Here is a 21,859-nt window from a genome sequence, read left to right as displayed (position 1 = left end):
TCGTCTTTTACATGCCACGGCGTCAGTGATGCCACGGCGTCAGTGGTCCACGTACTTCCCGTCGCAGCTGTAGGTGCGGGTCTTACCGTCACCGTTGTCGTCGACGTAGCTGAGCTTGAGGCTCCCGCCGTAGATCCACCCGGCGGTCGTCGTGCCGTCCAGACGGGCCCACCACCAGGCGTTGTCGTAGCTGTTGACGACGCTGCAGTGCAGCCAGACCTTCAGCCCTTTGGCGAGCTTCGAGACGGTGGAACAGGTTGCGTACGGCCCCGTGCGCAGCGGCGCATCCTCGACGAGCACGGCGTAGCCGTCGCCGTTGTAGCCGTGGCTGGGGCTCGCGGGGCATCCAGTAGCGGTGGTGCTCGCTGTGACAGGGGGCTTCGACATCGCGGCGGTCGGGCGTGCCGACGGAGAGGCCGTCGGCGTGCCCGATGCGGCTGTGGTCGGGGACGCACCGGGTGGGTTCTGGGGCGATCCCGGTGCGGCTGCGGCCCTCGGGTCGCCGGCGCCTGGTCCGCCCGGGCCTGCGGCGCCGGGGGTGGTGAGCCCCGGTCCTGGCAGCGCGCCGTCGGGGCCAGCCCCCTTTGGTGCCACGCGGCGGGACTGATCACCATCGGGACCAGGCCCGCCCACCGAGGCGGTCATGGGCGCCGCCGGCGCCGGCTCGTCGGAGCGCGGGAGCAGCACGGCCACGAGGGCGCACACCGCGACCGCCGCGACCCCCGCGATCGCCGCTAGCAGCCATGGCGGCCGGGCTCCGGGAGGCTTGCCAGGCGACGACGACGGCGGCTGCGACGGGTGGCGGGCGGCTGTTCCCACGGGTGCCTGGACGTATCCGTGCGCGGGAAGGCGTCCCGGGCTCGCCGGGTAGTCGCCGGAGCCCGTCCTGACACCCGGCATCGCGGCTGGTGTTGGGGTTGGTATCGCGGTTGGTATCGCGCCTGGGACATGGGTCGGCGGCTCCACCTGCGGTGTGCGTGGCTCAGGCAGGCGGGCGACGCGGTAGCGAGTGATCTCCGCCGCGACGGTCGGCGGAAGCCAGTCAGTCGTGAGGCCCTGGTGGTCCTGGGCGGTCAGCTGCCCGAGGGGAGCCGCGAACCGGCAGAGCTCGATCAGTTCGGTCGGGGTGGGCCGCGACGCGGGATCCTTTGCCATACAACGGGACAGGATGTCGCGCAGGTCGTCCGAACAGCCCGACCAGTCCGGTTGCTGGTGCTCGATGCGGTGGAACACCGCGGCGTCCACCCCGAACGGCGGGCGGCCGGTCAGCGCGAAGTAGGCGGTGGAGCCCAGGGCGAAGATGTCGCCGGGGCGGTCGAGGGGCCTGCCCTGGACCTGTTCCGGGGCCATGAAGGCCGGGGTCCCGAGCCGGGCGCCGGTCTGGGTCATCGCCGCCGTGGCCGCGTCGATCGCCCGGGCGACCCCGAAGTCGATGACGCGCGGGCCGTCCGGCGCAAGAATGACGTTCCCCGGTTTGAGATCGCGGTGGATCACGCCGGCCCGGTGGATGGACTGCAACGCCTCGGCGACGCCGGCAATCAGCATCAGGACGGTCGACTCGGGCAGCACGCCGGTCCGGGCTATGGCGACCGCGAGGGAGGGCGCGGGAACATAGGCGGTCGCGATCCACGGGCGAACGGCGTCGACGTCCGCGTCGATGACCGGGACCGTGTACGGGCCCTGCACCCGCTGCGCGATCGCCACTTCCTTCGCGAAACGAGCACGGAAGTCGGGATCGGTGGCGAACTCCGGCCGCACCATTTTGAGCGCCAGCGGGCGCCCGCCAGGGGTGTGAGAAAGGTAGACCGCGCCCATGCCGCCCTCGCCGATGCGGGCCTGGAGCGGGTAGCCGCTGATTTCGCAGGGATCGGAGGCGGCCAGCGGGGCGAACACACCGTCCCAGGACGGGCGGGCCGACTGGGGCAGGGCCATGCCCCAGTCCGGCTCCAGCCCACCGGGCCGGTCAAACGGCTGGCCCGGGTCTGGCCTGGCCGCAGTGGGTGGAGTGCTGCTCATCCTGCCTTCCGGGCGCTGCCGGCGTGCCGCCGCGATGCCACGGTGATCCCGATCATGGGCAACGGGGGCAGACCACCGGTAGACCACCTGATATGGACGCTTCTCGTGTCCTGGTGTCTCGGTGCCCTGGTGTCGCGGCAAGTCCGTTTTCATCATATTGGCTGACCTGCAGCCCGACCGTCGGGGCATGCATCGGCTGCGGTGCCCGGCGTGACTGCCCGGATCCCGGGCAGGTTCCAGGCGATGTCACGGATTCGGCCGGCCGCGGTCGGCGGACCACGGACTGCGCAACGCGCGGATGACCGCTGGTGATCTGTGCCCGTGGGGACGACTCCCGGGTGTGAGGAGGTCATGTATGTGCCATCTGTTCGCGATGAGCGGCGGCGCGGAGCGGATCGAGGCGACCTTCTGGCTGCTCGACGCCCCGGACAACCCCCGCACGCAGACGCGCCGCCCGCCGGACGGCGCCGGCCTCGGTGTCTTCGCCGAGGACGGAACTCCGCAGGTGAGCCGGCAGGCAATCCGTTCGCGCGCCGACACGGCGTTCGCACGGGAGGCGCAGCAGGTGACCTCCACCACGTTCGTAGCGCACGTTCGGCATGCCTCGACGGGGCGGGTCGACGACGCCAACACCCACCCCTTCCTGCAGGACGGCCGGATCTTCGCCCACAACGGGGTTGTCGAGGGCCTGGACAAGCTCGACGCCGAGCTGGGGCCGGCCCGCGCGGGCGTAGTCGGCAACACCGACTCCGAGCGGTACTTCGCCCTGGTGACTCGGGAGATCGCCGCGCGGGACGGAGACGTCGGCGAAGGAATCACTGCCGCAGTGAACTGGATCGCCGAGAACCTGCCCCTCTACTCGATCAACATGGTGCTGGCCACTCCGCGTGAGCTGTGGGCGCTTCGTTACCCGGACACCAATGGCCTGCACGTGCTCCAACGCGCCCCGGGCGGGCGTAACCAGCGTCATCTCGACCACGCGAGCCCTTTCAGCGAGATCCGGGTCCGGTCCGTCGACCTGCGGACGCGGCCCGCCGTGGTGGTGGAGAGCGAGCGGATGGACGAGGACCCACGGTGGCGCCTCATGGCCAGCGGTGAACTGCTGCACGTGGCTCCCGATCTCTCCGTGACCTCTCGGCTGGTGCTCGCCGGACCGCCGTCGCATGCGCTGGATCTCGACGACCTTCGCCCGGAGGCGGCCGCGTCGCAGACCGCCGCGGTGCCCGACATCCAGATTCCCGCCTGAACGTAGCGAGGCGGACGGCGAGGCAGCTGACCGTGGCCTGTGGATAACGTGTGGAAATCATGTGGAGAGCTGTGGACACCTGTGGTGGATGCGATCGCGATACTGGGAGTTCGGCGGTATGAAATGCCTGCTGGCAGGGCTTCCGTGGCCCCGCGGGGCCACGCTGCCGCGCGCGGGCTTCCTGTGGATGACCTGTTGACAGCCCGAGCTGCTCCCGTCGCGGGCGCTGGGTTGCCAGCCTCGTCGGCGGGGCCGGCGCGGCTTGCCGATCGCCTGGTCGGTTCCTGGCGCCAGGCCCGATCGGGCCGGTGGGCCGACCACGGGGGAAGGGTGTGAGAAGCGCCTGGTTCAAACCCGCGACCTGCGCTCTTCCCGCCTGAGCCCGCCGGACGGCTGGTTGCTCAGGGGTCACGAGGTCCCCGCCGAGGGTGACGATCGTCCTCTTGGCTGGCTATGGTCGTTACAGGGTCCGTCTCACCCGATCCGCCCTTGTGGCGGCATCTCGACTTCCCGGGCGAAACCCACCACCCCCCAATCCGACACGGTTCGCTTCGCCTCTTTCGCTTCAAGATCGAAATGGTGGTCCGGCGGTCCGATGATTCGTCACCAACGGGTCGGATGTACCGATATCCACCGGCCAATCGGGGTGGCATACCCGTCAGGACCACACCGAGACGTGAGGAGGGCCGCGGCATCGGGTAGGACGACCCGATCGGATCGCGGCGTCGATGACGACGATGTGACCAGCGAGAAGGGATCACAAGTGACCATGAATGTCGCCAGGATCGGGCTCTGGATGTCCGCGAGGCAGTGGCCACATGGCACGGCCGAACGTCGCGACACCGCTCAGGAGCTTGCGGAGCTCGGCTACGACATGGTCTGGCTGGGCGGTGCCACGGCGGACCTTGAGCTTCCGGCGGCGTTGCTGGAGTCCACCGAGCGCCTGAGCGTCGGTACCGGGATCCTGAACATCTGGACCGAGTCGGTGGACCTGCTGGCCGACACCTACGGAATGCTGGAGAAGGCACACCCCGGCCGCCTGCTGCTGGGCGTGGGCGCGGGGCACGCGCGGATGGTCGAGAGCGTGACCGGCCGCCGCTACCGTCGGCCACTGGGCGCCGTGGTCTCCTACCTGGAGGCGCTCGACGCGGTCGGCATCCCGGCGTCGGCACGGGTGCTGGCGGCACTGGGCCCACGCATGCTCGGTCTGGCCGCCCGCCGGTCGGCCGGGGCGCATCCCTACCTCGTCACCCCCGAGCACACCCGGATGGCGCGGGAGATCCTCGGGCCGGGCGCACTTCTCGCGCCCGAGCAGAAGATCGTCCTGGAGACGGACCCGGCCCGGGCGCGGGCGATCGGTCGGGCCGCACTGTCGATCTATCTGGAGCTGCCCAACTACACGAACAATCTGCGCCGGCTCGGCTTCACCGACGCGGATCTGGCCGCGGGTGGCAGCGACCACCTGGTCGACGCGCTCATCGCCTGGGGCGACCTGGACAGCATCCGGACCCGGCTGGAGGAGCACTGCGCAGCTGGTGCCGACCAGGTGGCGGTGCAGATCCTCACCGAGAACAAGCAGCTCCCCCGGGCCCAGTGGCGCATCCTCGCCGCCGGGCTCGATCTGAGGCCACCGGCGGTGGCCGGCGCGGTCAGCGGAATCTGAGCCTGAAAAGACCCCGGCACTGTGTGGCCGGGCCCGTTGGCGATGGTCAGCGAACAGTTCTTTTCGGCGGGCCGGCCGGCGAAAACACTTCGCCGCCCGGCCCGATCGGGTATCGGCGCGTGCTCGTGCCGGTAGTCGTGCCTGTTCTCACACCCTCGTTGTGATCATGTGACGATCTTGCGCTGACAGGGCGATCACTGCCTGCGAAGGCGGTGTGCCTGCCAGACCGGCTGGTCGTGTGCGCGGCCCCGTACGGTGTCGGGAGCCCGACAGGCCAATTACCAACCGGGTTCACCCCATGGTTGGGAAGTGTCGGCTGGCGATGCAAGTATCGGGTCGGCGACCGACGGCTCCCACGGCCGCCGGCGCTCGCGATCATGACCATGAAGGGAGTGTGATGATCGAGGCACGAGGGCTGACGAAGCGCTACGGGCGCACCGTCGCAGTCAACGCCCTGTCCTTCACCGTGCAACCCGGCAGGGTGACTGGCTTTCTCGGCCCCAACGGCGCGGGCAAATCGACGACGATGCGGATGATTCTCGGGCTTGACCGGCCTTCGGCCGGCGAGGTTCGAATCGGCGGCCGCCGATACATGGAGCTGAAGGAGCCGCTGCGCGAGGTGGGCGCCCTGCTGGAGGCGAAATGGGTGCACCCCAACCGCTCCGCACGGGCGCACCTGCGCTGGATGGCGGCCTCCAACAGGATTGCCGCGAAGCGCGTCGACGAGGTTCTGGACGCCGTGGGCCTGACCGCGGTCGCGGGGCGTCGCGCGGGCAGCTACTCGCTGGGCATGGCCCAGCGGCTGGGCATCGCTGTCGCCCTGCTGGGCGACCCGGGCGTCCTCCTTTTCGACGAGCCGGTGAACGGGCTCGATCCAGAAGGCATTCTCTGGATCCGTCAGTTCATGCACCGGCTGGCGGACGAAGGCCGCACTGTCTTCGTATCCAGTCACCTTCTTTCCGAGATGGCGCTCACCGCGCAGGACCTCGTCGTCATCGGTCGTGGCCGACTCATCGCGCAGACCAGCACCAAGAGCTTCATCGAATCGGCCGCCGACTCCTCAGTGCGGGTACGCGGGCCTGAGCTGGCGCGGCTGCACAGTGTGCTGGCCGGCCAGGGGCTGGCCGTCCAGGAACTGCCGGCCACCGAGGACACTCCGGCGACGTTGGTCGTGCGTGGAAGCTCCACCGAAGCGGTTGGTGAGCTGGCAGGTGCCGTGGGGCTGGTGCTCCACGAGCTCACCGAGTCGCGTGGCTCGCTGGAGCAGGCCTTCATCCAGATGACTGGCGGCGAGGTCGAATACCAGGCCGGTGGAGGCGCCGCGCCAGCCTCCTCGGGGCTCGCTGTGCCTGCCGGTGCACAGGCGCCCTTTGCTCCGCCTGGGCCGGTGCCCGCAGGGGCGCCCGGTTTTCCGCCGCCCGGGGCCGTGCCGCCGCCCGGGGCCGTGCCGCCGCCCGGTGGCGGGTCCGGCCCGGCTGCCACTCGGGAAACAGCCAGTCGCGGTGGTCAGGAGGGGACTCAATGACACTGATGACGGTAGAGCGGATCAAGCTCTTCTCCACCCGCTCGCCGTGGTGGTGCATGATCATCACGGTGGCGCTGACCGTCGGCCTGACCGCCATCTTCAGCGCCGCGACCAAGCCGGACGATCTCAGTGACCTCACCCCGGCCGTCACCCAGTTCGCCTACAACTTCGGGCTCGTCGTGATGATGGTGATGGCGGCGCTCACCGTCACCACCGAGTACCGGTTCGGGACGATCAGGTCGACCTTCCTCGCCGTTCCCGGTCGGACTCAGGCCCTGCTGGCGAAGACGGCCGTCGTGGCCGGGCTCGCCGGGATCGTCGGCGAAATCACCGCGGTGGGCTCCTGGGCCATCGCCAAGGCGATCAGGCCGGACGCACCGCTGGCACTCGACACCGGCCAGGAGTTCCGCAACGTTTTCGGGGTCGGGCTGATCTACCTGCTCGCGGCGGTCTTCGCGATCGGCCTCGCGCTGCTGATCCGGCATACCGCCGGGGCCATCGTGGTCATGCTCGTCTACCTCTTCCTCGCGGAGAGCCTGCTGCCGGCCATACCGCGGATCGGGCCCCACATCCAGGACTGGATGCCCTTCATCGTCGGAAACAACTTCGTCGTTGCGGGCCAGCTCGATACGGGTGACGGGCCGCCGGTCATCGAGGGCCTGCCGTTCGGGCCGTGGGGGTCGCTGCTCTACTTCGCCGCGGTCTGCTTCGGTCTGCTGGCTCTCGGTCTCATCAGCGCCAAACGCCGGGACGCCTGACCTACGTCCACATTCGTCCGGTAAACCTGCGCGCCCCGACCGGGTCCCCTGGTCGGGGCGCGCCCCGCGTTCCGGCGAGAGGCGCCCGCAGCCGGACGCATCGGGCGCCGCCCGCCGGGTAGCGCTACTACGATGCGACAGCGACGGCGGCGGGTCTGGGCTCGCGATCCGGGGCATTTCGGCGCCACCTCGGCGGCTCGGGTCGCGATTGTCGCGCCCGCCGTGCTCGCACTCACCGTCGGGATCGCCGGCAACGTGCGGATGAGCCTCTTCGCCTGGTTCGCCGTCATCGCGCTCCTTGAGTTCGTCGAGTTCGAGGGCCCGCGAACAACGCGGCTGCGTGCCTATCTCACGCTCACGGCGACCGGCGCAACACTGATCGTCCTCGGGACGCTCTGCTCGCGGTCGATCTTTCTGGCGGTCACCATGACCGCAGCCGTCGCGTTCGTCATCCTGTTCTCCGGCGTCCTCAACCCCTATGTGGCCGTTGCCGGACGTTCCGCGTTACTCGCCTTCGTTCTGGCGGTGATGACACCGGGGCCACTGCCGGCGATACCGGAGCGACTCGCAGGCTGGGCCATCGGCGCGGCGGGTTCGATCACGGCCGTGACGCTCCTGAGGTCGCGCCGTCCGCCCGACCGGCTGCGCGCGAACATCGCGGCGGTCTCCCGCGCCCTGGCCAGCGGGGTGGCCTGGCCCCCGGCGGATCGACGTGGCTCCCCGGGGGCGCATCGGCCCGCCGTGGCATCTCCCGCCGCGGCGAAGGCCGCTCCCGCTGCGGGGGATCCCGTGCCACCGGCAGCTGAGTCGGCGGTGACATCGGCGGCGGTGACGTCGGCGGCGGAGACAGCGCGGATCTGGACGGAGCTGCGGCGGCTGCGACGCGAGTTCGCCGCCACGGTCCATCGGCCCACGGGGCTCGGCGGGCGGGCCGCGGCGCTCGGGTACGTCTTCATCGACCTCAACTGGCTGATGCCGTTCGCCCTGCCCTGGCCGGAGCGGGACCGGACAGCACGTGCCTGCTTCCCCGCCGAGGCCGCTGAGCTGCACGCCGCGGTGGCAGTGACGCTGCAGGCCATCTCCACCCGGATCGAGCCGGCCGCGCCGCCATCGACCGGACCCGCCGGATCCGCCACCGCCGGTGATGACCGACTCGGCATGGCTCGTCTCGAACGGGCCGAGCGCGCCATCCGCGCCGCGCTGCTGGCCTACCTGCGCAGCCAGGAGCACCAGGAGCGCCAAGAGCGGCAGGGGCGCCAAGAGCGGCAGGGGCGGCGGGGGCGGCAGGATCAGCTGAAACACGAGAATCACGAAGAGGAGCGGCAGGCCCGGGCGCGGGGGAGCGCAGGATTCGGTCCGGTCAGCGCCGAGCTCGCCGCCGCTGAGGCGTTTCGGCTGCGCAGGCTCGCTCGGGGCACCCGTGACCTGGCGCTCAACGTCCTGAAGGCGACCGCGCCCACCCGTGGCCTCGGCTCCATCGAGCGCCTTCGGCCCGCGAAGGCCGTCACAGGCCCCAAACACTCGTGGCGGGAGCACTCGTGGCGGGAACGAGGCACGGTAGCGACCGACGTTGCCGCCGGGTACGCCAACCCGCGATCGGCCTGGTTCCGCAACAGTGTGCGTCGAGCGCTCGGGCTTTCGCTGGCTGTGCTCATCGCCCAGGCCGTGGGGGTCGACCACGCCTTCTGGGTCGTACTGGGAACGCTGTCCGTCCTGCGGACCAATGCGCTCGCGACCAACGCGGCGGCAGCGAAGGCACTCGCCGGCACGGTTCTCGGGATCGTCGTGGGCGGCCTGACCGTGGCCATCGCCACCGCCGACGGCCACTGGGCCGCGCTGTGGGCGGTGCTGCCGATCGCGGTCTTCCTCGGCAGCTACGCCCGCCGCGTGGCAGGTTTCGCGCTCGGTCAGGCCGGCTTCACGACCGCGGTCATCCTGCTCTTCAACATCGTCGCACCCGAAGGGTGGCAGGTCGGGATTGTTCGGATCGAGGATGTTCTGATCGGTTTCGCGGTCAGCATCGCGGCAGGCGCGCTGCTGTGGCCGCGAGGCGCGGTCGCGGTGCTGCGGGCTCGGGCCGAATCGGCGTATCTGACCGCGGTGGATTTCCTCGAGACCACGGTGGCAAGGCTGCCCGGCACGCCCGGACCACGCGCGGGGCTGGCAGCCGGGGCTGGCGGCGAGCTGGCCTCGGCGGCGGGCGCGGGGCATGAGGCGGGCGCGGAACCTGGGGTGGGCACGGCGCTCGGGGTGGGTACGGGGGCCGCGGTGGCAGCGCGGGAATCGCCCGCGGAGGTGGCGGAGGAAGCGCGCCGCGCGATCCGGTCCGGTCGCCTCCTGGACGACGCCGTGCGCCATTTCCTCGACGAGGACCCTCCGGAGCGGTTCGACATCGACGCGCTGATGATGATCGCGGCCGGTGCGCAGCGGATGCGCCGTACGGCACAGCTACTGCGGTACGGGGACGTCCGCTGGCCCCCGGACCTGCCCGACTTCGACAGCGCCTCGGCCTTCGGCGCTGCCTTCGCCACGGCGCGCGAAGCGCTCGCCCAGGATCTGGACGGTCTCTGCGACTGGTATCGCCGTTACGCGGTGGCACTCGGGGCCGCCTGGCGCCCACCCGACCCCGACCTCGCCCCGGGCGCCGGCGGACCGGCCGGTCTGGCGGTGCTTCACGAGGTGGAGCACCTGCCAGGCCATCCAGAAACACTCGCCGGCATCGCGTTCGCCGCCCGGGCCAGCTACCTCGACATCCTGCGAGGAATCGAGCCCATGCTCACGGCGGCCGCCACGGCACTCGAACGAAGGTCCGACGGCGGCGCTGACGACGATGTGGATCGTCTGTGGTCCTCTGCTGGGGATGCCGCGGACAGGGACCCGTCCAGGGGTGTCGGTGGGAGTGTGGGCAGGGTGGGACGGACTGTGGCGCGGGATCATCAGGGCCCGGAACCCCACAGGTCACGGCCCGCCTCGGTGCGCTCACGGGCCTTCATCCGGGCCTCGTAGACGTGCCGGTGCCCATCGGTGAGCTGGTCACGGACCCGCTCCTCGGCGGCAGCAAAAGGGCGATAGTACAGATCGTCGTATTCTTCGACGATCTGGAAGGTCCACCGGCCGTCCAGGACGTTGCGGCCGTACAGTTCGCGGCGAACCTCGCCTGCAACCTGCTCGTGCCCGGCCTCCCGCAGTGCGTCCAACGCCTCACCGAGAATGATGTCGGCCCGCCCCGAAAGCTGGTGGAACGAGTAGAGCGCCCCCCGGGCCCGTTCCACCCACTCGAGTGCCTCACTCAGCCGCCCGGTGGCGTTGACCGTCGCCTCGTCGAGATGCGAGACGGTCCGGTCATCCGGGGCCGAGCCCGCCCCGTCGGTGACCGTGGTCGGCGGCGTGTTCACTCGGCCTGTCAGCCGGGCGACGTGATCCGGCCGGCTCGCGGGTTTCTGATCATGTGTTCTGGTCACAGTCTCGACGTGCCCTGATCGCCGCCGACACAACCCATCGGCGGCGTCGCATGATCCCAGGGCCTGGTCCCCGGATCAGATGCTCGTCGGAGCACCCGATCAGGCCGCATCGATCCCCTCGGTGACAGCCCGACCCGCCAGCGTCGTCGGGCGATCTCTGGTGCAGCTACGACGCCAGGAGGTGATCGCGAACGGCTCGATCGAACAGGCCCTCGGCACGCCCGACGCCGGAGCTGCGATACTCGACCATGACCACCCGGCCGGCGACGGTCCGGACGGTCACGCGGAACAAGCACGGAACGGCCCCAGGGGCGATCGGGGTCAACCGGGCTGAAACCGCAGGTCAGGAGGGCTCGCCTAGTGGCCGATGGCGGCGGTCTTGAAAACCGCTAAGGGGAGTGATCCTCTTCGTGGGTTCGAATCCCACGCCCTCCGCTGTACCAGCATGTTTGCAACATCAGAACGTCTGAGAAGATCCGCTTGGGGCGCCTGAAGATCCCCGTGGGCACGTAGTGGGCACGTCGGGGCGTCTGCGAGGGATCGCGGCGGCCACTGTCCGCGCCGCCCGCTGCCCCGCTGGGCGCAGCAGATGTGCGTAGATGCTGCCTGTAATCGCCGGTGACGAGTGCCCCAGGCGCTTCGACACGATCGCCAGGTCGATGCCCCCAGCGAGCTGGATCGAGGCGCTGGAGTGCCGGAGGTCGTGGAGCCGGCGTCGAGACAGCAGGGCCCGGCCGATCTCGTCCCCGGGCTCGACAGCGACCGGCAGCGGCCCGGAGAGGGCGAGCCGAGTCCGGTTTCCCTGGATTCGCTCCGCGGCGGTCACCTCCACCTGCACGAGCGGCTCCCGATCCCGGTACACCGTCCACACCCCGACCGGCTCTCGCGACCGGACACCGATCACCAGCGCCCGATCGTTCACCGCGGCTGGCAGGCGCACCGTGCCCATCAGCCCGGCCGTCCGTGCGATCTGCTGAATCCGTGCGCTGACCCACTCGGGCGGTAGGTACAGACCCTCCGGCCGGGTGAACATCAGGCCCGACAGCCTGACCGGCCGGCCTGCCTGGTCCGGCAAGGTGCCGTTGTCCCAGCCTGCGCCGATCTGCTCGCGCTCCTGCTCCTGGGTGACCCGGTGGGCGAGCAAGGAACCGAGTGTGGTCGCATCCACATCGACCTTCCGCTTCCCGCTTCGGGTTTTCGGCGGCCATACTCCGTGCTGGCCACTGTTCTCGGTGATCTGCTGTGTGATGGTCAGCAGCCCGGCTGGGCCGTCCGGGTCGTCGACCGTGGCCGGGTCGACCACCATGCCCTCCCAGGTGGCGCCGCAGGCCTCGCCGCGTCGCAGGCCGTGAAGGGCGATCAGCTCCCACATCGCGGCAAGCCGGTCAGTCGCCGCTTCGTCGAGAAACGCCCCGACCTCGTGCGCTTCCCACGGCTCGACCTCCGGCCGGGTGTATTCGGGCAGCTCGACTCCTGCCGCCGGGTTGAACGAGATCATCCGCTGGTCCCGCGCATCATTCAGCGCGTTTCTCAGGGTCGCGTGTACGAGCGCGATGGTCCCTGGCCCCGTCGGCCGCGTCTTCTCCCGGTTGACCTCCTCGATCCGCTGGTACGCCTTGCTGATGTGATGGGCGCGCAGCCCCGTCAACGGCACCTCACCAAACCAAGCCAGGGCTTCAGATGCAGCCGTATGTGACCCTCGTACGACCGTCGAGCGGTCGGCCGCAATCGCCGTTTCCCTTGTAGCCACTGGTCAAGGTATGCGCCGGTCGTCAACGAGCCGACGTGCTGTTGACCCGCCCTGATGGACTCCATCTTCTCCTGGGCTGCGTCTTTGGCCTCGTTCGCGGTGGTTATCCGGATCCCCGCAGGTACTGCTTACCGACCAGCTCGACCAGCTCATCAGGCACCCGCAGCCGGTACGACCACTTCCCGTGCCCGGCCCGCTTGAGCTTCGGGCAGTGCGTCCCGAGCTGCTTGTCGTCCTCTCCGCGGCACCCACACCGCTTCTCGGTCTTGATCTTCATGCGGGCGTGCCCGCCTCGTCCGGACGGTCGGCGGGTGGTCGAATCCCCGCTGAGATCATGTCCTTCCGGAGGACATCGAGCAGGGCATAGATCGTCTGCGCCCGGCCTCGTTCCGCGTCGGCGGTCGCGCGTACGGCGTCTTGGAGCGGCCCGGCGGGTAGCTGACCGGCCCGATGGTCCTGCTCGTCGGCGCGCTGCTGTGCCTGCCGTTCTTCACGTTGATACAGGTGGTACTTCCGGTAATGGGCGATAGGCGTTTCCGTCTTCTCCGGGCATGCGCCGGTGATCCATTCATAGACATCCCACGTCGGGCGGATTCGCCCTGGTGGCATCTCGACCTCGTCGGCGTAGCCCACCGGGCACAGGAGCTGTGCCGGCGCGACATCGAGCGCGGCAGCGAATGCGATCAGCTCGGCGATCGTCACGGACCCGCGGCGCCCACCCTCCAGGTTGGCGATCACGGACCGGTGCACTGGCAGGCCGAGTCGAGCGCAGGCATCCGAAAGCTCGGCCGCGCTCATGCCTTGCGCCTGGCGGTGTCGTCGGACCTCTCCGATGACCAACGTTGCCTGCCGCTGCCGCCAGTCCTCTTCTGCCAGGGCAGCAGAGCTAGGCGCCTCAGTTTCCGTCATGGCAGCAGACTGTAGCTGCTCGTTGACACTGGGCAGCACATGATGGCACTCTCTGACGCGGATCAACTGCTCTGAGTAGTGGCACGGGAGGCTTATCGTGATTGTGAAGAAAACGGCTATTCGTCGCCGTTGGACCGAATCTGAGGTCCTTGCGCTGGGAGTCCAGACGGACCTGGTGACGGCGAGCGAGATCCTCGGCTTCAGCCGGAGCAAGGCGTACCAGCTCGCCAGGACAGGGGATTTCCCTGTGCCCGTAATCCGGACCGGTGGCCAGTACACGGTGCCGACAGCGCCACTGCGTGCTGCTCTCGGCATCGGGGACGGCTCGTCGCTCGTCCCCGCATGAACGCCCACAACGACGAACGGCGCCCGGCCAGGGGCGCCGTTCCGGTCGAAACCGACATCCCGAAGGAAACGACCACTTTGAGCGTACGGTTTCCCTGCGCAGCTCGCTACGCACCACGCTGCGTGAGCACCTACGAGGATAACCGCCGACCGGTCCCGCTCGTGTGTGGAACCTGCGGCGCTCTAGTCACTGCGGTGACGTCCCAGGCAACCAGCGCCGAGCTGTGGCGCACGGCCGCCAGCGGCACCATCCACCCGTGCACCGCCGGGGCGCCCGTCGCGGTCGTGCACGTCGACGGCGACCGGGCGCAGGTCTACCCCCGGGCGGGTGCCGAGCAGGCCGTAAGCGCAGCCCTCGCCGGCACACTCACCGGGCCGGTCGCCGCGCTCCCTCGGGTGCTGGCCCGGCTCGCCGGCGCCGGGGTGATCGTGGTCCTGCCCGTGGACGTCGCGACCCGTGCCCGGCTCCACGCGGCGACTGGCCGCCCGCTGCGGTCCCGCCTCGCCGAGCACGGTCACGAGCTGCGCCGTCTGAGTTGCTGGGGGACAGACCGATGACCGTGGCGGCGCCCCGCCCGGAGCTGAGAGTCCCGATGAAGGCCCCGCAGGTTGACCCGGAACGGGTTGTCCTCGGCCTGATGCTTGCCGACATTTCTACCGTAAAGGACATGAAGGATCGTCTGACAGCGGAGGACTTTTCGCTCCCGGCGCATGGAATCACCTTCAAGACCATTTGTGATCTTGAAGGCAAAGGGCTCCCGGTTGACCGGGCATCGGTACTGGTTGAGCTCGGAAAGCGCGCGAAGGCGGATTACGCCACACCCGGACACGGGGTCACCTTCGCTGATCTCGATTCCTGGCAGGAAGCCGCGCCCTCCCAGGGGATGGCGGGTCATTTCGCTGCCGAGGTCAGGCAGGCGGCGGACCGCCGGAAGGTGCGGGAGGCGCTGACGTCCGCCAGGGCCGCGCTGGACGGCGGCAAGGACCTGGCCGAAGTTGCACGGGAGGCTGTGACGACGCTTGGCACGCTCGTCGAGCAGGACAAGCAGACTCCCGTCGCGCTGACGCCCGCCGAGGAAGAGGCGTTCTGGTCGGCTCGGACGTCGCTGACCCATGTGCGGGCGGCTGCCCGCGGCCGGATGGCATCGCCGTGGGCGACCCTCGGTGCTGTGCTTGTCCGGGTGCTGTCCCAGGTGGGCCCGAAGTACGTTCTGCCACCCACCATTGGTAGCCACGCTTCGCTGAACCTTTTCCTGGCAATCGTTGCGCAATCGGGGAACGGCAAGGGTGCTGCGCTGGGCGCAGCGCAGGACGCCTACACGCTGCCGGAGGAGGTAACGCCATGGCCCATCGGTACCGGGGAAGGAATTGCCAGCGCGTTCGTGCGCTACAAGGCGGGCGATAACGGCGAGCCAGACGCGCACCTGCACACCACTACGGCGATTGTCGTCGTGAACGAAGTCGACCGGCTCGGCGCTCTCCAGGACCGCCAGGGGTCAACAATCATGTCGGTGTTGCGGGAAGCGTGGATGGGCGAGTCTCTGGGCGCTCTCAACCGTGGGGAGCCGCTGAGGACCGGCAACCATACCTACCGACTGGGCCTGGTGGTGGGGGTGCAGCCGGAGAACGCGGGCCCGTTGCTGTCGGGTAAGGAGGCATCGGGGGGCACCCCGCAACGGTTCCTCTGGCTGCCGGGAACAGACCCGACGATTCCCGATGAGACTCCGTCTGCTCCTGAGGCGCTTGCCTGGGAGATGCCTGCGTGGACGACCGAAGCTGACGGCTTTGCCCCCGGCCGGTACGTGCTCGATGTCTGCCCGGCCGCTCTGTCGACGATCAGGAAGGCGCATATCCAGCGGCAGCGGGGTGAGGGCGACGCGCTCGACGGTCACGCGCTGCTGTGCCGGTTGAAGGTGGCCGCAGCGCTCGGCCTGCTCCACGGTCATACCCAGGTGGATGACAGGGACTGGGAGTTGGCCGGAACGGTGATGGCCGTGTCGGATCGGACGCGCGCGTCGGTGGTCGAGAAGCTGCGGGCGGTCGACTCGTCACGGAACCGGGCTCGGGCCGTGGCCAACGCCGAGCGTTCGGTGATCGTCGCGGAGCGGACCGATGAGGACCGGGTACGGAAGGCGTGCCGGGCGATCTCGGATCGTCTCGGGCGGGAAACCGGCTGGCTCGTGCATTCGGATCTGCGGACTGCTACCCGCCGTCACCGCGACTACTTCCACGAGGCGATCAGCCGGCTGATCGCTCTTGGTGAGGTCGAGATGGAAGAGATCGAATACAACGGCCTAGCCGGGAAGCAGTACCGCCGCCGGACCACGCTGGGCTAAGGGGTGGTCAGGGGTGGACAGCGTCCACCCCTCCCAGGCTCTCAGCGATCACGCAAGAGAGATGAACCCCCTGCACCGCAGCGGTTCCTCCCCGAGGATCTTTCGCTCTCTCCCGGCCAGGGGTGGCCGCCGCCCCTGGCCGTACACCCCTGGCCGGGTGCCTGCGCACCTGCTTGACGGGGCGCGACGCACCGGCCCTGACCCTGATCAGAACGGTCACGCAACGTAAGCGGGCCAGGTCCGGCGATCTCAGCGCCGGCCCGGCCCTTGACCCCACCCCTTGCCAGACAAGGAGCAGGACCCATGTGCAGCATTCCACCCACCGGCCCCCACAGGCCGGATCAGCCCCACCCGGACCGCACCATCCCGGCCCCGGCCCGGCCCGCTGCCGGGCACGACACCGGCCGGCGGGCCGCAGGCGTGCCCGTCGAGCTGCTCACGCCGACCCCGGTCGAGTTGGACCGGTCGCGGGCCCGGCTCGCGCGAGTCCGCAGCCTCGACGTGGCGATAGTCCTCGGGATCGAGACGTCCAGCCGGCTCGGTTCGATCGTGGGCGGGCTGGTCCGCGGGGACGTCGACTGGGTCGCGGAGAACCTCCGGCACCTGCTCGCCCTCGACCAGGCCAGCCGGGCGGAGGGCCGGCTGTGAGCGCGCAGACCCACGAAGGGCTGCTCGTCCCCGGCCCATGGGCCTCCGTCCCCGCGGAGGCCCCGGCGCCCGGACCCGAGCCGGTAGCCGTCCCGGTCGAGGCCGAGCCGGTGGCGGTCGATGCCGACGAGCACGACCCGGTCCCGGTCGACCAGCCGGCCGGGACCGGCGAGGCCGCGCCGTGGGAGGTGCCCACGGTCCGCAGGCCGGTCATCGCACCGTGGGTACGCGATGTTCGCCAGCTCCGCCGGGCCGCCTGGTGGGCCGTCGAGGAGACGTTGCACCCGGCCGCATTCCACACGGCCCGTGCTCACCTCTACGCCGGCCGTCTCGCGGCGGGCAGCCCCCGCGGCACGGCCCGCGCGGTCCGGGCCCTGGCCCGGTGGACCGGCGACGCCGATGGACGGGAGCGCATCCAGGGCACCGACCGGGCCGACAGCCCGGCGTACCTGGCGCTGTCTCGGCAGCGCGACGAGCGGGTGAGGCGCCGGGCGCCGGTGACCGGCGTCGGGCTGCTCGCTGGTGGGGTCGGTGAAGGCCTGCTCTACGCCCACGAGCCGGCGTTGTTCGGGTTGACGGCGGCGGCCGGTGTGCTGGCCCTGGGCGCGGTCGGACGGCGCCGTGACCGACCGATCCTGGACAGCCGGGTCACCGGGTCCGGGCGGGCACCGAAGCTGACCAGCGACATTGTGGAACGGGCGCTGGCGGCGTGCGGTCTGCCGGCGACCATCGCGAAGCAGATCAGCGAGAAGGGCTTGGAATGGGTCGCGCCGATCCAGGTCGACGGGCCGGGCTGGCGGGCCGAGTTCGACCTTCCGTACGGCGTCACCGTCGCCGAGGTCGCCGAGAAACGCGACAAGCTCGCATCCGGCCTGCGCCGGCCGCTGGGCGCGGTGTGGCCGGAACCGGAGACCGAAGCCCACCCGGGGCGGATGGTGCTGTGGGTCGGGCGGGAGACCCTCGCCAGGAGCAAGGCACCGGCCTGGCCGCTGCTGCACAAGGGCACCACGAACATCTTCGAGCCGTTGCCGTTCGGGTTCGACCAGCGGTTGCGGCCGGTGTCCATCCCGCTGATCTTCGAGAGCATTCTGATCGGCGCGATGCCCCGGTACGGCAAGACGATGGCGCTGCGGGTACTTCTGCTCGGCGCGGCGCTGGACCCGTTCGTGAAGCTCTACGTCTACGAACTCAAGGGAACCGGGGACCTGTCCTCCCCCGGTGAGCAGGTCGCGCACCGGTATGCCTCCGGGGCCGGCACGCCCGCCCTGGTGGCGTGCATGGAGGGGCTGCGAGAGGTACACGCCGAACTGGAACGGCGCTCCGACCTGATCCGCTCGCTTCCGAAGCAGGTGTGCCCGGAGAACAAGGTCACCCCAGAGCTGTCGCGGAAGGTCGGCGGTCTCCAGCCGATCGTGCTCGCGATCGACGAATGCCAGGAACTGTTCGGGCACAAGGAGTTCAAGGAGGAGGCCATCGAACTGTGCGTGCCCATCATGAAGCGCGGTCCCTCTATGGGGATCATGCTCGCGTTGGCGACGCAGCGGCCGACGAAGGAAAGCCTGCCGCTCGATATATCGGCGAACATGAGCATCCGGCTGTGCCTGCGGGTCGGTGGCCATCTGGAGAACAACATGATCCTGGGCACCGGGATGTCGGCCCGTGGGGTGCAGGCGTACACGTTCACCCGCAAGGACAAGGGCATCTGCTACCTGGCCGGCGTCGAGGACGATCCGATCGTGGCCCGGGGCGCCTACGTCGACGCCCCGGCCGCCGAGCGGGTCGCTGAACGGGCCCGCGCGCTGCGGGCCGCCGCAGGAACGCTGACGGGGCAGGCGGATGGCGAGGCCGTCGAGGTCGACGAGCACGGCCCGATGGTCCTGCTCGGTCATGCGCTCGAAGTCGCCGAGGCCGAGAAGACGCACCTGGCAGTGCTGGCGGGCCGGCTCGCCGAGACCTGGCCGGGGCGGTACACCGTCGACAGCCCAGACGGGGCGGCACCGTGGACGGCGCAGCAGCTCGGGGCCCACCTGCGCACAGCCGGCGTGCAGGTCGACGACCAGGTGTGGGCGCCCGGGGTCAAGGGACGGCCAGCGAACGCGGCGGGCGTGACCCGCGAGGCGCTGCGCGCGGCCGTCGCGGCTAGGGCGTAGGGCCCTAGGTCTAGGGATGGCTCTAGGCCCGGGAATGCCCTGAACGCAGGGACTCTAGGGTCTAGGGCTGTCCTCCCCGCCGGCACCGAGGAGGCCTGCGGGCCGGCTCCCGGGCATCGCCCGCCCTAGGAATCGATCACCACCGCACGGGGCCGCAGCCGCGCCGGGGCACCTGCGCTGGCCGGGCGCTCACAGCCGGAGGCCATCCGTGGATGTGTTCGCCAACCCAGCGACACCCCGGAAGCGTGCCGGCGGAGTTGGAGCCAGCGCCACCCCACCGGACGGGTCATCGCTGTGCGGGCGGCCTTTGCGGCCCCTCGGTGGGGGAGAACCCGTTCCTGCCTCGTGCCGGCTGACGACGAGTCCTTGCTCGTCGCGACGGTGACTGCGGAGGTGGGCGCCGTCCGGGGTCCCGAATATCCAGACAACATCTCGGTGGGATGTAACCGGGTGGGGGGTGCCGGACATGAAAGGGATGACGCCCCGAGGAAGGACTGTCCCTGTGCCTGCCAGTCTGGCCGTGCCCTCGTTCGAGGCGCTGTTCCGGGAACATCACGGGGCGGTCCTGCGGTTCGCGCAGCGACGTCTCGGTGATGACGAGGCCGCCTGGGACGTCGTGTCGGAGACCTTCCTCGCGGCCTGGCGGCATCGGCAGCGCCACCCCGCCACCCCGGACGAGCTCCGGGCGTGGCTGTACGGGATCGCCGGCAACGTCGTGCGTAACCAGCGCCGCGCGGGGATCCGGCGGCTCCGGCTCGAAGCCCGGATCGTCGGGTCCGGGCTGGCCACGGACCCGACCGCCCTGACCGACGAGGACATCGCCGACGAGACGGTCCGCAGAGACACGGCCTGGCAGGCGTTGGAGCGGCTGTCTCCGGATGACCGGGAGATCCTGCAGCTCGCCGGCTGGGAAGGGCTGGACCTTCACGGCCTGTCGGTTGCTCTGGAGGTCTCCGCCGCCACGGCGAAGGTGCGTCTGCACCGTGCCCGGCGCCGCCTCGAGACGGCCCTGGCAGAAGCCGCCTCGACGCCGACCGGCGCCGAAGCCCCAGCCTCGCCCATCTTCCAGGAAGGATCATGATGTCCGACAGCGACGACAGCGACGATCTCGTCGTGGTGCGCGCGCTCCTGGGCGCCTCCAACCCGGTGGCGGACGATCCCCTCAGCGCCGTCGAGCAGCGGCGAGGGGAGAGCCTGCTGGCCCTTCTGCTCGCCGATCCGTCCGCCCGGTCCCCCGGCCTGGGCGCAGACCTGGTCGAGACGCCGCCCGGCGCCGCCGGGGCGTCCTGACGGCGGCGGCCACGGTCCTGGTGCTCGCGGGCGCGATCCTGGGGTTCACGGTCGTACGAACACACGACCAGGCCACAGCCATGCCGCTGCTGCCGGAACCTCTCCTCACCGCCACCACAGGTGATCACGACAGTGCGGTGACGGCGCTGTCGGAGGCGGCCCGCCGGCAGCGGGAGAGCGCGCAGGCCGGGAGTGGCCCTGTCATCTATGTCCGCACCCAGAGCTACGGGCTCGACATCGCCGTCGCCCGCCACAAGGCGACGACCACCGCCCGTACGACGATCACGGACCTGTGGCGTGGCAACGACGGGGCGGTGCACAGCGAACGGTACATCCAGCAGATCGACCGCGCCGGCGCGGACATCGGCGGGCCGACCCCCCCGACGACGACCGGATCGAGGGCAGCTCCGACCGTCCACCGCTGCCCCCCGAGTACGACCCGGCCCTGACCCCCACCGACCCCACGCAGATCTCAGCGAGGCTGAAGGCCTATGCCGTGGCACGGGGTTACCCCGTCGACCTCTGGGTCACGAGCGAGGTCCTGAGGTTCCTCAGTACCGGCCTGACAAGCCCGGCACAGAACGCCGCGCTCTACGAGGTCCTCGCGCAGATCCCCACGCTCTTCGACGCCGGGCCGACCCGTGACCACGCCGGCCGGCCCGGCCATGCGGTGGGCCTGGTGGTCTCCGACAAGTCCAGCCTCAGCCTCGGCGTCGCGTATGTGATCTTCTCCGACACCGGTGCGCCCCTGACCATCGAACAGGTCGACACGCCACCGCCCCCCGGACTACACCTTCCCGATGCTTCGATCATCGAGAGCTACACCGAGATCATCACGACCCGGCGTGTTCCCACCGTCGGCGCCACCACGTGACGTCCGTTGACGCACCTTGGCTGACAACGATGACAGCACGGAGGGCAGCGAGGGCGGAACCGATCGCGGCTGTCAGGGTAACCGCTCGGTTCACAAGCTCTCCCGCCCTCCGTGCCATCAGCCCTGCTACATGTAGCAGTTACGCGCGGTCACGCTGGTCTAGCAGCCCGGCGCCGGAGCGTACGACGGGTTCTGCACGTAGACCTGATCCGCCGGCTGGGGAGGAGTGAAATAGATCGTGGCGTTCGGGGCTATGTATTGACAAGCTCCACCGGCAAAACGGAAGTACGCCTTACAGGTGTTTGGGTAGTTGTTCCAAACTGCGACGTGAAACGGGACGGCGACCCACTGGCTCAGGTTCTGCCAGTATCCCCAGTCACTGAACTGCAGGGTATGGCTGCTGCCGGTATTGCTGGTGCCGGTCAGACGGGTCCAGCCCGAACAGCTGTACAACACGGTGCTTGGTCGAGCCTCCGCATCCTCGGGTGTGAACTCATCCAGCTCGGCCAAGGTGTCGAAGCAATAGACGTCGGTTTCCGAAACCACGGCGCAGCTCGTCGCCCCGTTCCAGGTCTCATTGTCCCAGGTCAGGAGCATGCCGTTGTAATGTTGAGTGATCTCCGGATTGGTCGCTGCCGACGCGGGAGAGGCCATGATGCCCCCGCCGAGAAAGACAGTGGCTAGGACGGAGATACCCAGGGTCAAGATGATGCGTGCAGCCTTCTTGATCAAGTCTAGAACCTTTCCTTTCTGGTGCATAGGACCCTGACGGAACAAGACTCTGAGCGAAAGTTGGCCTGTCGGGTAGCAACACAGAGTAGATAGGAACTAGGTCCTATCTACTGGTAAATGCGCCACCTGGGGCGAGTCCTCCGTGTACATCCCAGT

The 21,859-nt window shown here is 69.8% G+C and carries 20 protein-coding genes and 1 tRNA gene; 15 read left to right on the top strand and 6 right to left on the bottom strand.

What is annotated here, in order from left to right; translation table 11 throughout:
• Positions 1–39: 39 nt before the first annotated feature.
• Complete coding sequence (locus FREUN1FDRAFT_RS13650; RefSeq protein WP_006540653.1) at positions 40–2,016, bottom strand: serine/threonine-protein kinase; 1,977 nt, start codon at positions 2,014–2,016, stop codon at positions 40–42.
• Positions 2,017–2,371: 355 nt separating this feature from the next.
• Between FREUN1FDRAFT_RS13650 and FREUN1FDRAFT_RS13645 the strand changes: the two genes are divergently transcribed.
• The 5 genes from FREUN1FDRAFT_RS13645 to FREUN1FDRAFT_RS13625 all read left to right on the top strand — a co-directional run bounded on the left by FREUN1FDRAFT_RS13645 (position 2,372) and on the right by FREUN1FDRAFT_RS13625 (position 10,214).
• Positions 2,372–3,262 carry a class II glutamine amidotransferase gene (locus FREUN1FDRAFT_RS13645; protein WP_006540652.1) on the top strand — a complete coding sequence of 297 codons (891 nt, stop codon included), beginning with the start codon at positions 2,372–2,374 and terminating at the stop codon, positions 3,260–3,262.
• A gap of 763 nt (positions 3,263–4,025) precedes the next feature.
• On the top strand, positions 4,026–4,925 hold the full coding sequence (locus FREUN1FDRAFT_RS13640) for an LLM class F420-dependent oxidoreductase (protein WP_006540650.1): 900 nt from the start codon (positions 4,026–4,028) through the stop codon (positions 4,923–4,925).
• Between the two features lie 397 nt (positions 4,926–5,322).
• Positions 5,323–6,450 carry an ABC transporter ATP-binding protein gene (locus FREUN1FDRAFT_RS13635; protein ID WP_006540649.1) on the top strand — a complete coding sequence of 376 codons (1,128 nt, stop codon included), beginning with the start codon at positions 5,323–5,325 and terminating at the stop codon, positions 6,448–6,450.
• A complete protein-coding gene (locus tag FREUN1FDRAFT_RS13630) occupies positions 6,447–7,208 on the top strand; it encodes an ABC transporter permease (RefSeq protein WP_006540648.1) in 762 nt (253 codons plus the stop codon). Before FREUN1FDRAFT_RS13635 ends, FREUN1FDRAFT_RS13630 begins: the two co-directional genes overlap by 4 nt.
• 132 nt (positions 7,209–7,340) lie before the next feature.
• Positions 7,341–10,214 (top strand): FUSC family protein, encoded by a 2,874-nt coding sequence (locus FREUN1FDRAFT_RS13625; RefSeq protein ID WP_006540647.1) that lies wholly within the window; start codon positions 7,341–7,343, stop codon positions 10,212–10,214.
• Here the strand turns inward: FREUN1FDRAFT_RS13625 and FREUN1FDRAFT_RS13620 are convergent.
• Complete coding sequence (locus FREUN1FDRAFT_RS13620) at positions 10,145–10,603, bottom strand: hypothetical protein (RefSeq protein ID WP_006540646.1); 459 nt, start codon at positions 10,601–10,603, stop codon at positions 10,145–10,147. The two genes, FREUN1FDRAFT_RS13625 and FREUN1FDRAFT_RS13620, sit on opposite strands and share 70 nt — an antisense overlap.
• Positions 10,604–11,015: 412 nt before the next feature.
• On the opposite strand from FREUN1FDRAFT_RS13620, the gene FREUN1FDRAFT_RS13615 reads away from it, so the two are divergent.
• A tRNA-Ser gene (locus FREUN1FDRAFT_RS13615) sits at positions 11,016–11,104 on the top strand.
• 22 nt (positions 11,105–11,126) lie between these two features.
• On the opposite strand, the gene xerC is transcribed toward FREUN1FDRAFT_RS13615, so the two are convergent.
• From xerC to FREUN1FDRAFT_RS39790, 3 genes are all read right to left on the bottom strand, one after another.
• Complete coding sequence (gene xerC / locus FREUN1FDRAFT_RS41445) at positions 11,127–12,323, bottom strand: tyrosine recombinase XerC (RefSeq protein ID WP_232295179.1); 1,197 nt, start codon at positions 12,321–12,323, stop codon at positions 11,127–11,129.
• A gap of 199 nt (positions 12,324–12,522) precedes the next feature.
• Positions 12,523–12,696, bottom strand: a complete 174-nt coding sequence (locus tag FREUN1FDRAFT_RS43775) for a hypothetical protein (protein WP_006540644.1) — start codon at positions 12,694–12,696, stop codon at positions 12,523–12,525.
• Positions 12,693–13,367, bottom strand: a complete 675-nt coding sequence (locus FREUN1FDRAFT_RS39790) for a helix-turn-helix domain-containing protein (RefSeq protein ID WP_157474747.1) — start codon at positions 13,365–13,367, stop codon at positions 12,693–12,695. The genes FREUN1FDRAFT_RS43775 and FREUN1FDRAFT_RS39790 overlap by 4 nt, the downstream gene beginning before the upstream one ends.
• 58 nt (positions 13,368–13,425) lie before the next feature.
• On the opposite strand from FREUN1FDRAFT_RS39790, the gene FREUN1FDRAFT_RS13600 reads away from it, so the two are divergent.
• The 9 genes from FREUN1FDRAFT_RS13600 to FREUN1FDRAFT_RS46255 all read left to right on the top strand — a co-directional run bounded on the left by FREUN1FDRAFT_RS13600 (position 13,426) and on the right by FREUN1FDRAFT_RS46255 (position 20,971).
• Positions 13,426–13,674, top strand: coding sequence for a helix-turn-helix domain-containing protein (locus tag FREUN1FDRAFT_RS13600; RefSeq protein ID WP_006540642.1), 249 nt, complete (start codon positions 13,426–13,428; stop codon positions 13,672–13,674).
• Between the two features lie 194 nt (positions 13,675–13,868).
• Positions 13,869–14,231 carry a hypothetical protein gene (locus FREUN1FDRAFT_RS13595; RefSeq protein WP_035951505.1) on the top strand — a complete coding sequence of 121 codons (363 nt, stop codon included), beginning with the start codon at positions 13,869–13,871 and terminating at the stop codon, positions 14,229–14,231.
• Positions 14,228–16,009, top strand: coding sequence for a DnaB-like helicase N-terminal domain-containing protein (locus FREUN1FDRAFT_RS39785; protein WP_006540640.1), 1,782 nt, complete (start codon positions 14,228–14,230; stop codon positions 16,007–16,009). The genes FREUN1FDRAFT_RS13595 and FREUN1FDRAFT_RS39785 overlap by 4 nt, the downstream gene beginning before the upstream one ends.
• 303 nt (positions 16,010–16,312) lie before the next feature.
• Positions 16,313–16,657, top strand: coding sequence for a hypothetical protein (locus tag FREUN1FDRAFT_RS13585; RefSeq protein WP_006540639.1), 345 nt, complete (start codon positions 16,313–16,315; stop codon positions 16,655–16,657).
• Positions 16,654–18,807, top strand: a complete 2,154-nt coding sequence (locus FREUN1FDRAFT_RS13580) for a hypothetical protein (RefSeq protein ID WP_006540638.1) — start codon at positions 16,654–16,656, stop codon at positions 18,805–18,807. The genes FREUN1FDRAFT_RS13585 and FREUN1FDRAFT_RS13580 overlap by 4 nt, the downstream gene beginning before the upstream one ends.
• 502 nt (positions 18,808–19,309) lie before the next feature.
• Positions 19,310–19,888, top strand: coding sequence for an RNA polymerase sigma factor (locus FREUN1FDRAFT_RS13575; protein ID WP_006540637.1), 579 nt, complete (start codon positions 19,310–19,312; stop codon positions 19,886–19,888).
• Entirely contained in the window at positions 19,888–20,097 is a 210-nt protein-coding gene (locus tag FREUN1FDRAFT_RS45095; protein WP_035951501.1) for a hypothetical protein, read from the top strand. The genes FREUN1FDRAFT_RS13575 and FREUN1FDRAFT_RS45095 overlap by 1 nt, the downstream gene beginning before the upstream one ends.
• A gap of 80 nt (positions 20,098–20,177) precedes the next feature.
• Positions 20,178–20,546: a hypothetical protein gene (locus tag FREUN1FDRAFT_RS46260; RefSeq protein WP_006540635.1), complete on the top strand. Its 369-nt coding sequence runs from the start codon at positions 20,178–20,180 to the stop codon at positions 20,544–20,546.
• A 47-nt stretch (positions 20,547–20,593) separates the two neighbouring features.
• Positions 20,594–20,971 carry a hypothetical protein gene (locus FREUN1FDRAFT_RS46255; RefSeq protein ID WP_006540634.1) on the top strand — a complete coding sequence of 126 codons (378 nt, stop codon included), beginning with the start codon at positions 20,594–20,596 and terminating at the stop codon, positions 20,969–20,971.
• A 159-nt stretch (positions 20,972–21,130) separates the two neighbouring features.
• Here FREUN1FDRAFT_RS46255 and FREUN1FDRAFT_RS13555 read toward each other — a convergent pair whose 3' ends face one another.
• Complete coding sequence (locus tag FREUN1FDRAFT_RS13555; RefSeq protein ID WP_157474745.1) at positions 21,131–21,703, bottom strand: hypothetical protein; 573 nt, start codon at positions 21,701–21,703, stop codon at positions 21,131–21,133.
• Between the last annotated feature and the right edge of the window lie 156 nt (positions 21,704–21,859).

The organism is Parafrankia sp. EUN1f (assembly GCF_000177675.1).
Classification (GTDB): Bacteria; Actinomycetota; Actinomycetes; order Frankiales; family Frankiaceae; genus Parafrankia.
Note: the sequence above shows the minus strand (reverse complement) of the source record. Positions and strands in the feature narration are given on the sequence as shown.

Bases quoted from the DNA above. Each gene is read 5' to 3' on its own strand.
- FREUN1FDRAFT_RS13650 (WP_006540653.1), bottom strand. From the start codon at position 2,016: ATGAGCAGCACTCCACCCACTGCGGCCAGGCCAGACCCGGGCCAGCCG.
- FREUN1FDRAFT_RS13645 (WP_006540652.1), top strand. From the start codon at position 2,372: ATGTGCCATCTGTTCGCGATGAGCGGCGGCGCGGAGCGGATCGAGGCG.
- FREUN1FDRAFT_RS13635 (WP_006540649.1), top strand. From the start codon at position 5,323: ATGATCGAGGCACGAGGGCTGACGAAGCGCTACGGGCGCACCGTCGCA.
- FREUN1FDRAFT_RS13630 (WP_006540648.1), top strand. From the start codon at position 6,447: ATGACACTGATGACGGTAGAGCGGATCAAGCTCTTCTCCACCCGCTCG.
- FREUN1FDRAFT_RS13625 (WP_006540647.1), top strand. From the start codon at position 7,341: ATGCGACAGCGACGGCGGCGGGTCTGGGCTCGCGATCCGGGGCATTTC.
- FREUN1FDRAFT_RS43775 (WP_006540644.1), bottom strand. From the start codon at position 12,696: ATGAAGATCAAGACCGAGAAGCGGTGTGGGTGCCGCGGAGAGGACGAC.
- FREUN1FDRAFT_RS39785 (WP_006540640.1), top strand. From the start codon at position 14,228: ATGACCGTGGCGGCGCCCCGCCCGGAGCTGAGAGTCCCGATGAAGGCC.
- FREUN1FDRAFT_RS13585 (WP_006540639.1), top strand. From the start codon at position 16,313: ATGTGCAGCATTCCACCCACCGGCCCCCACAGGCCGGATCAGCCCCAC.
- FREUN1FDRAFT_RS45095 (WP_035951501.1), top strand. From the start codon at position 19,888: ATGTCCGACAGCGACGACAGCGACGATCTCGTCGTGGTGCGCGCGCTC.
- FREUN1FDRAFT_RS46260 (WP_006540635.1), top strand. From the start codon at position 20,178: ATGCCGCTGCTGCCGGAACCTCTCCTCACCGCCACCACAGGTGATCAC.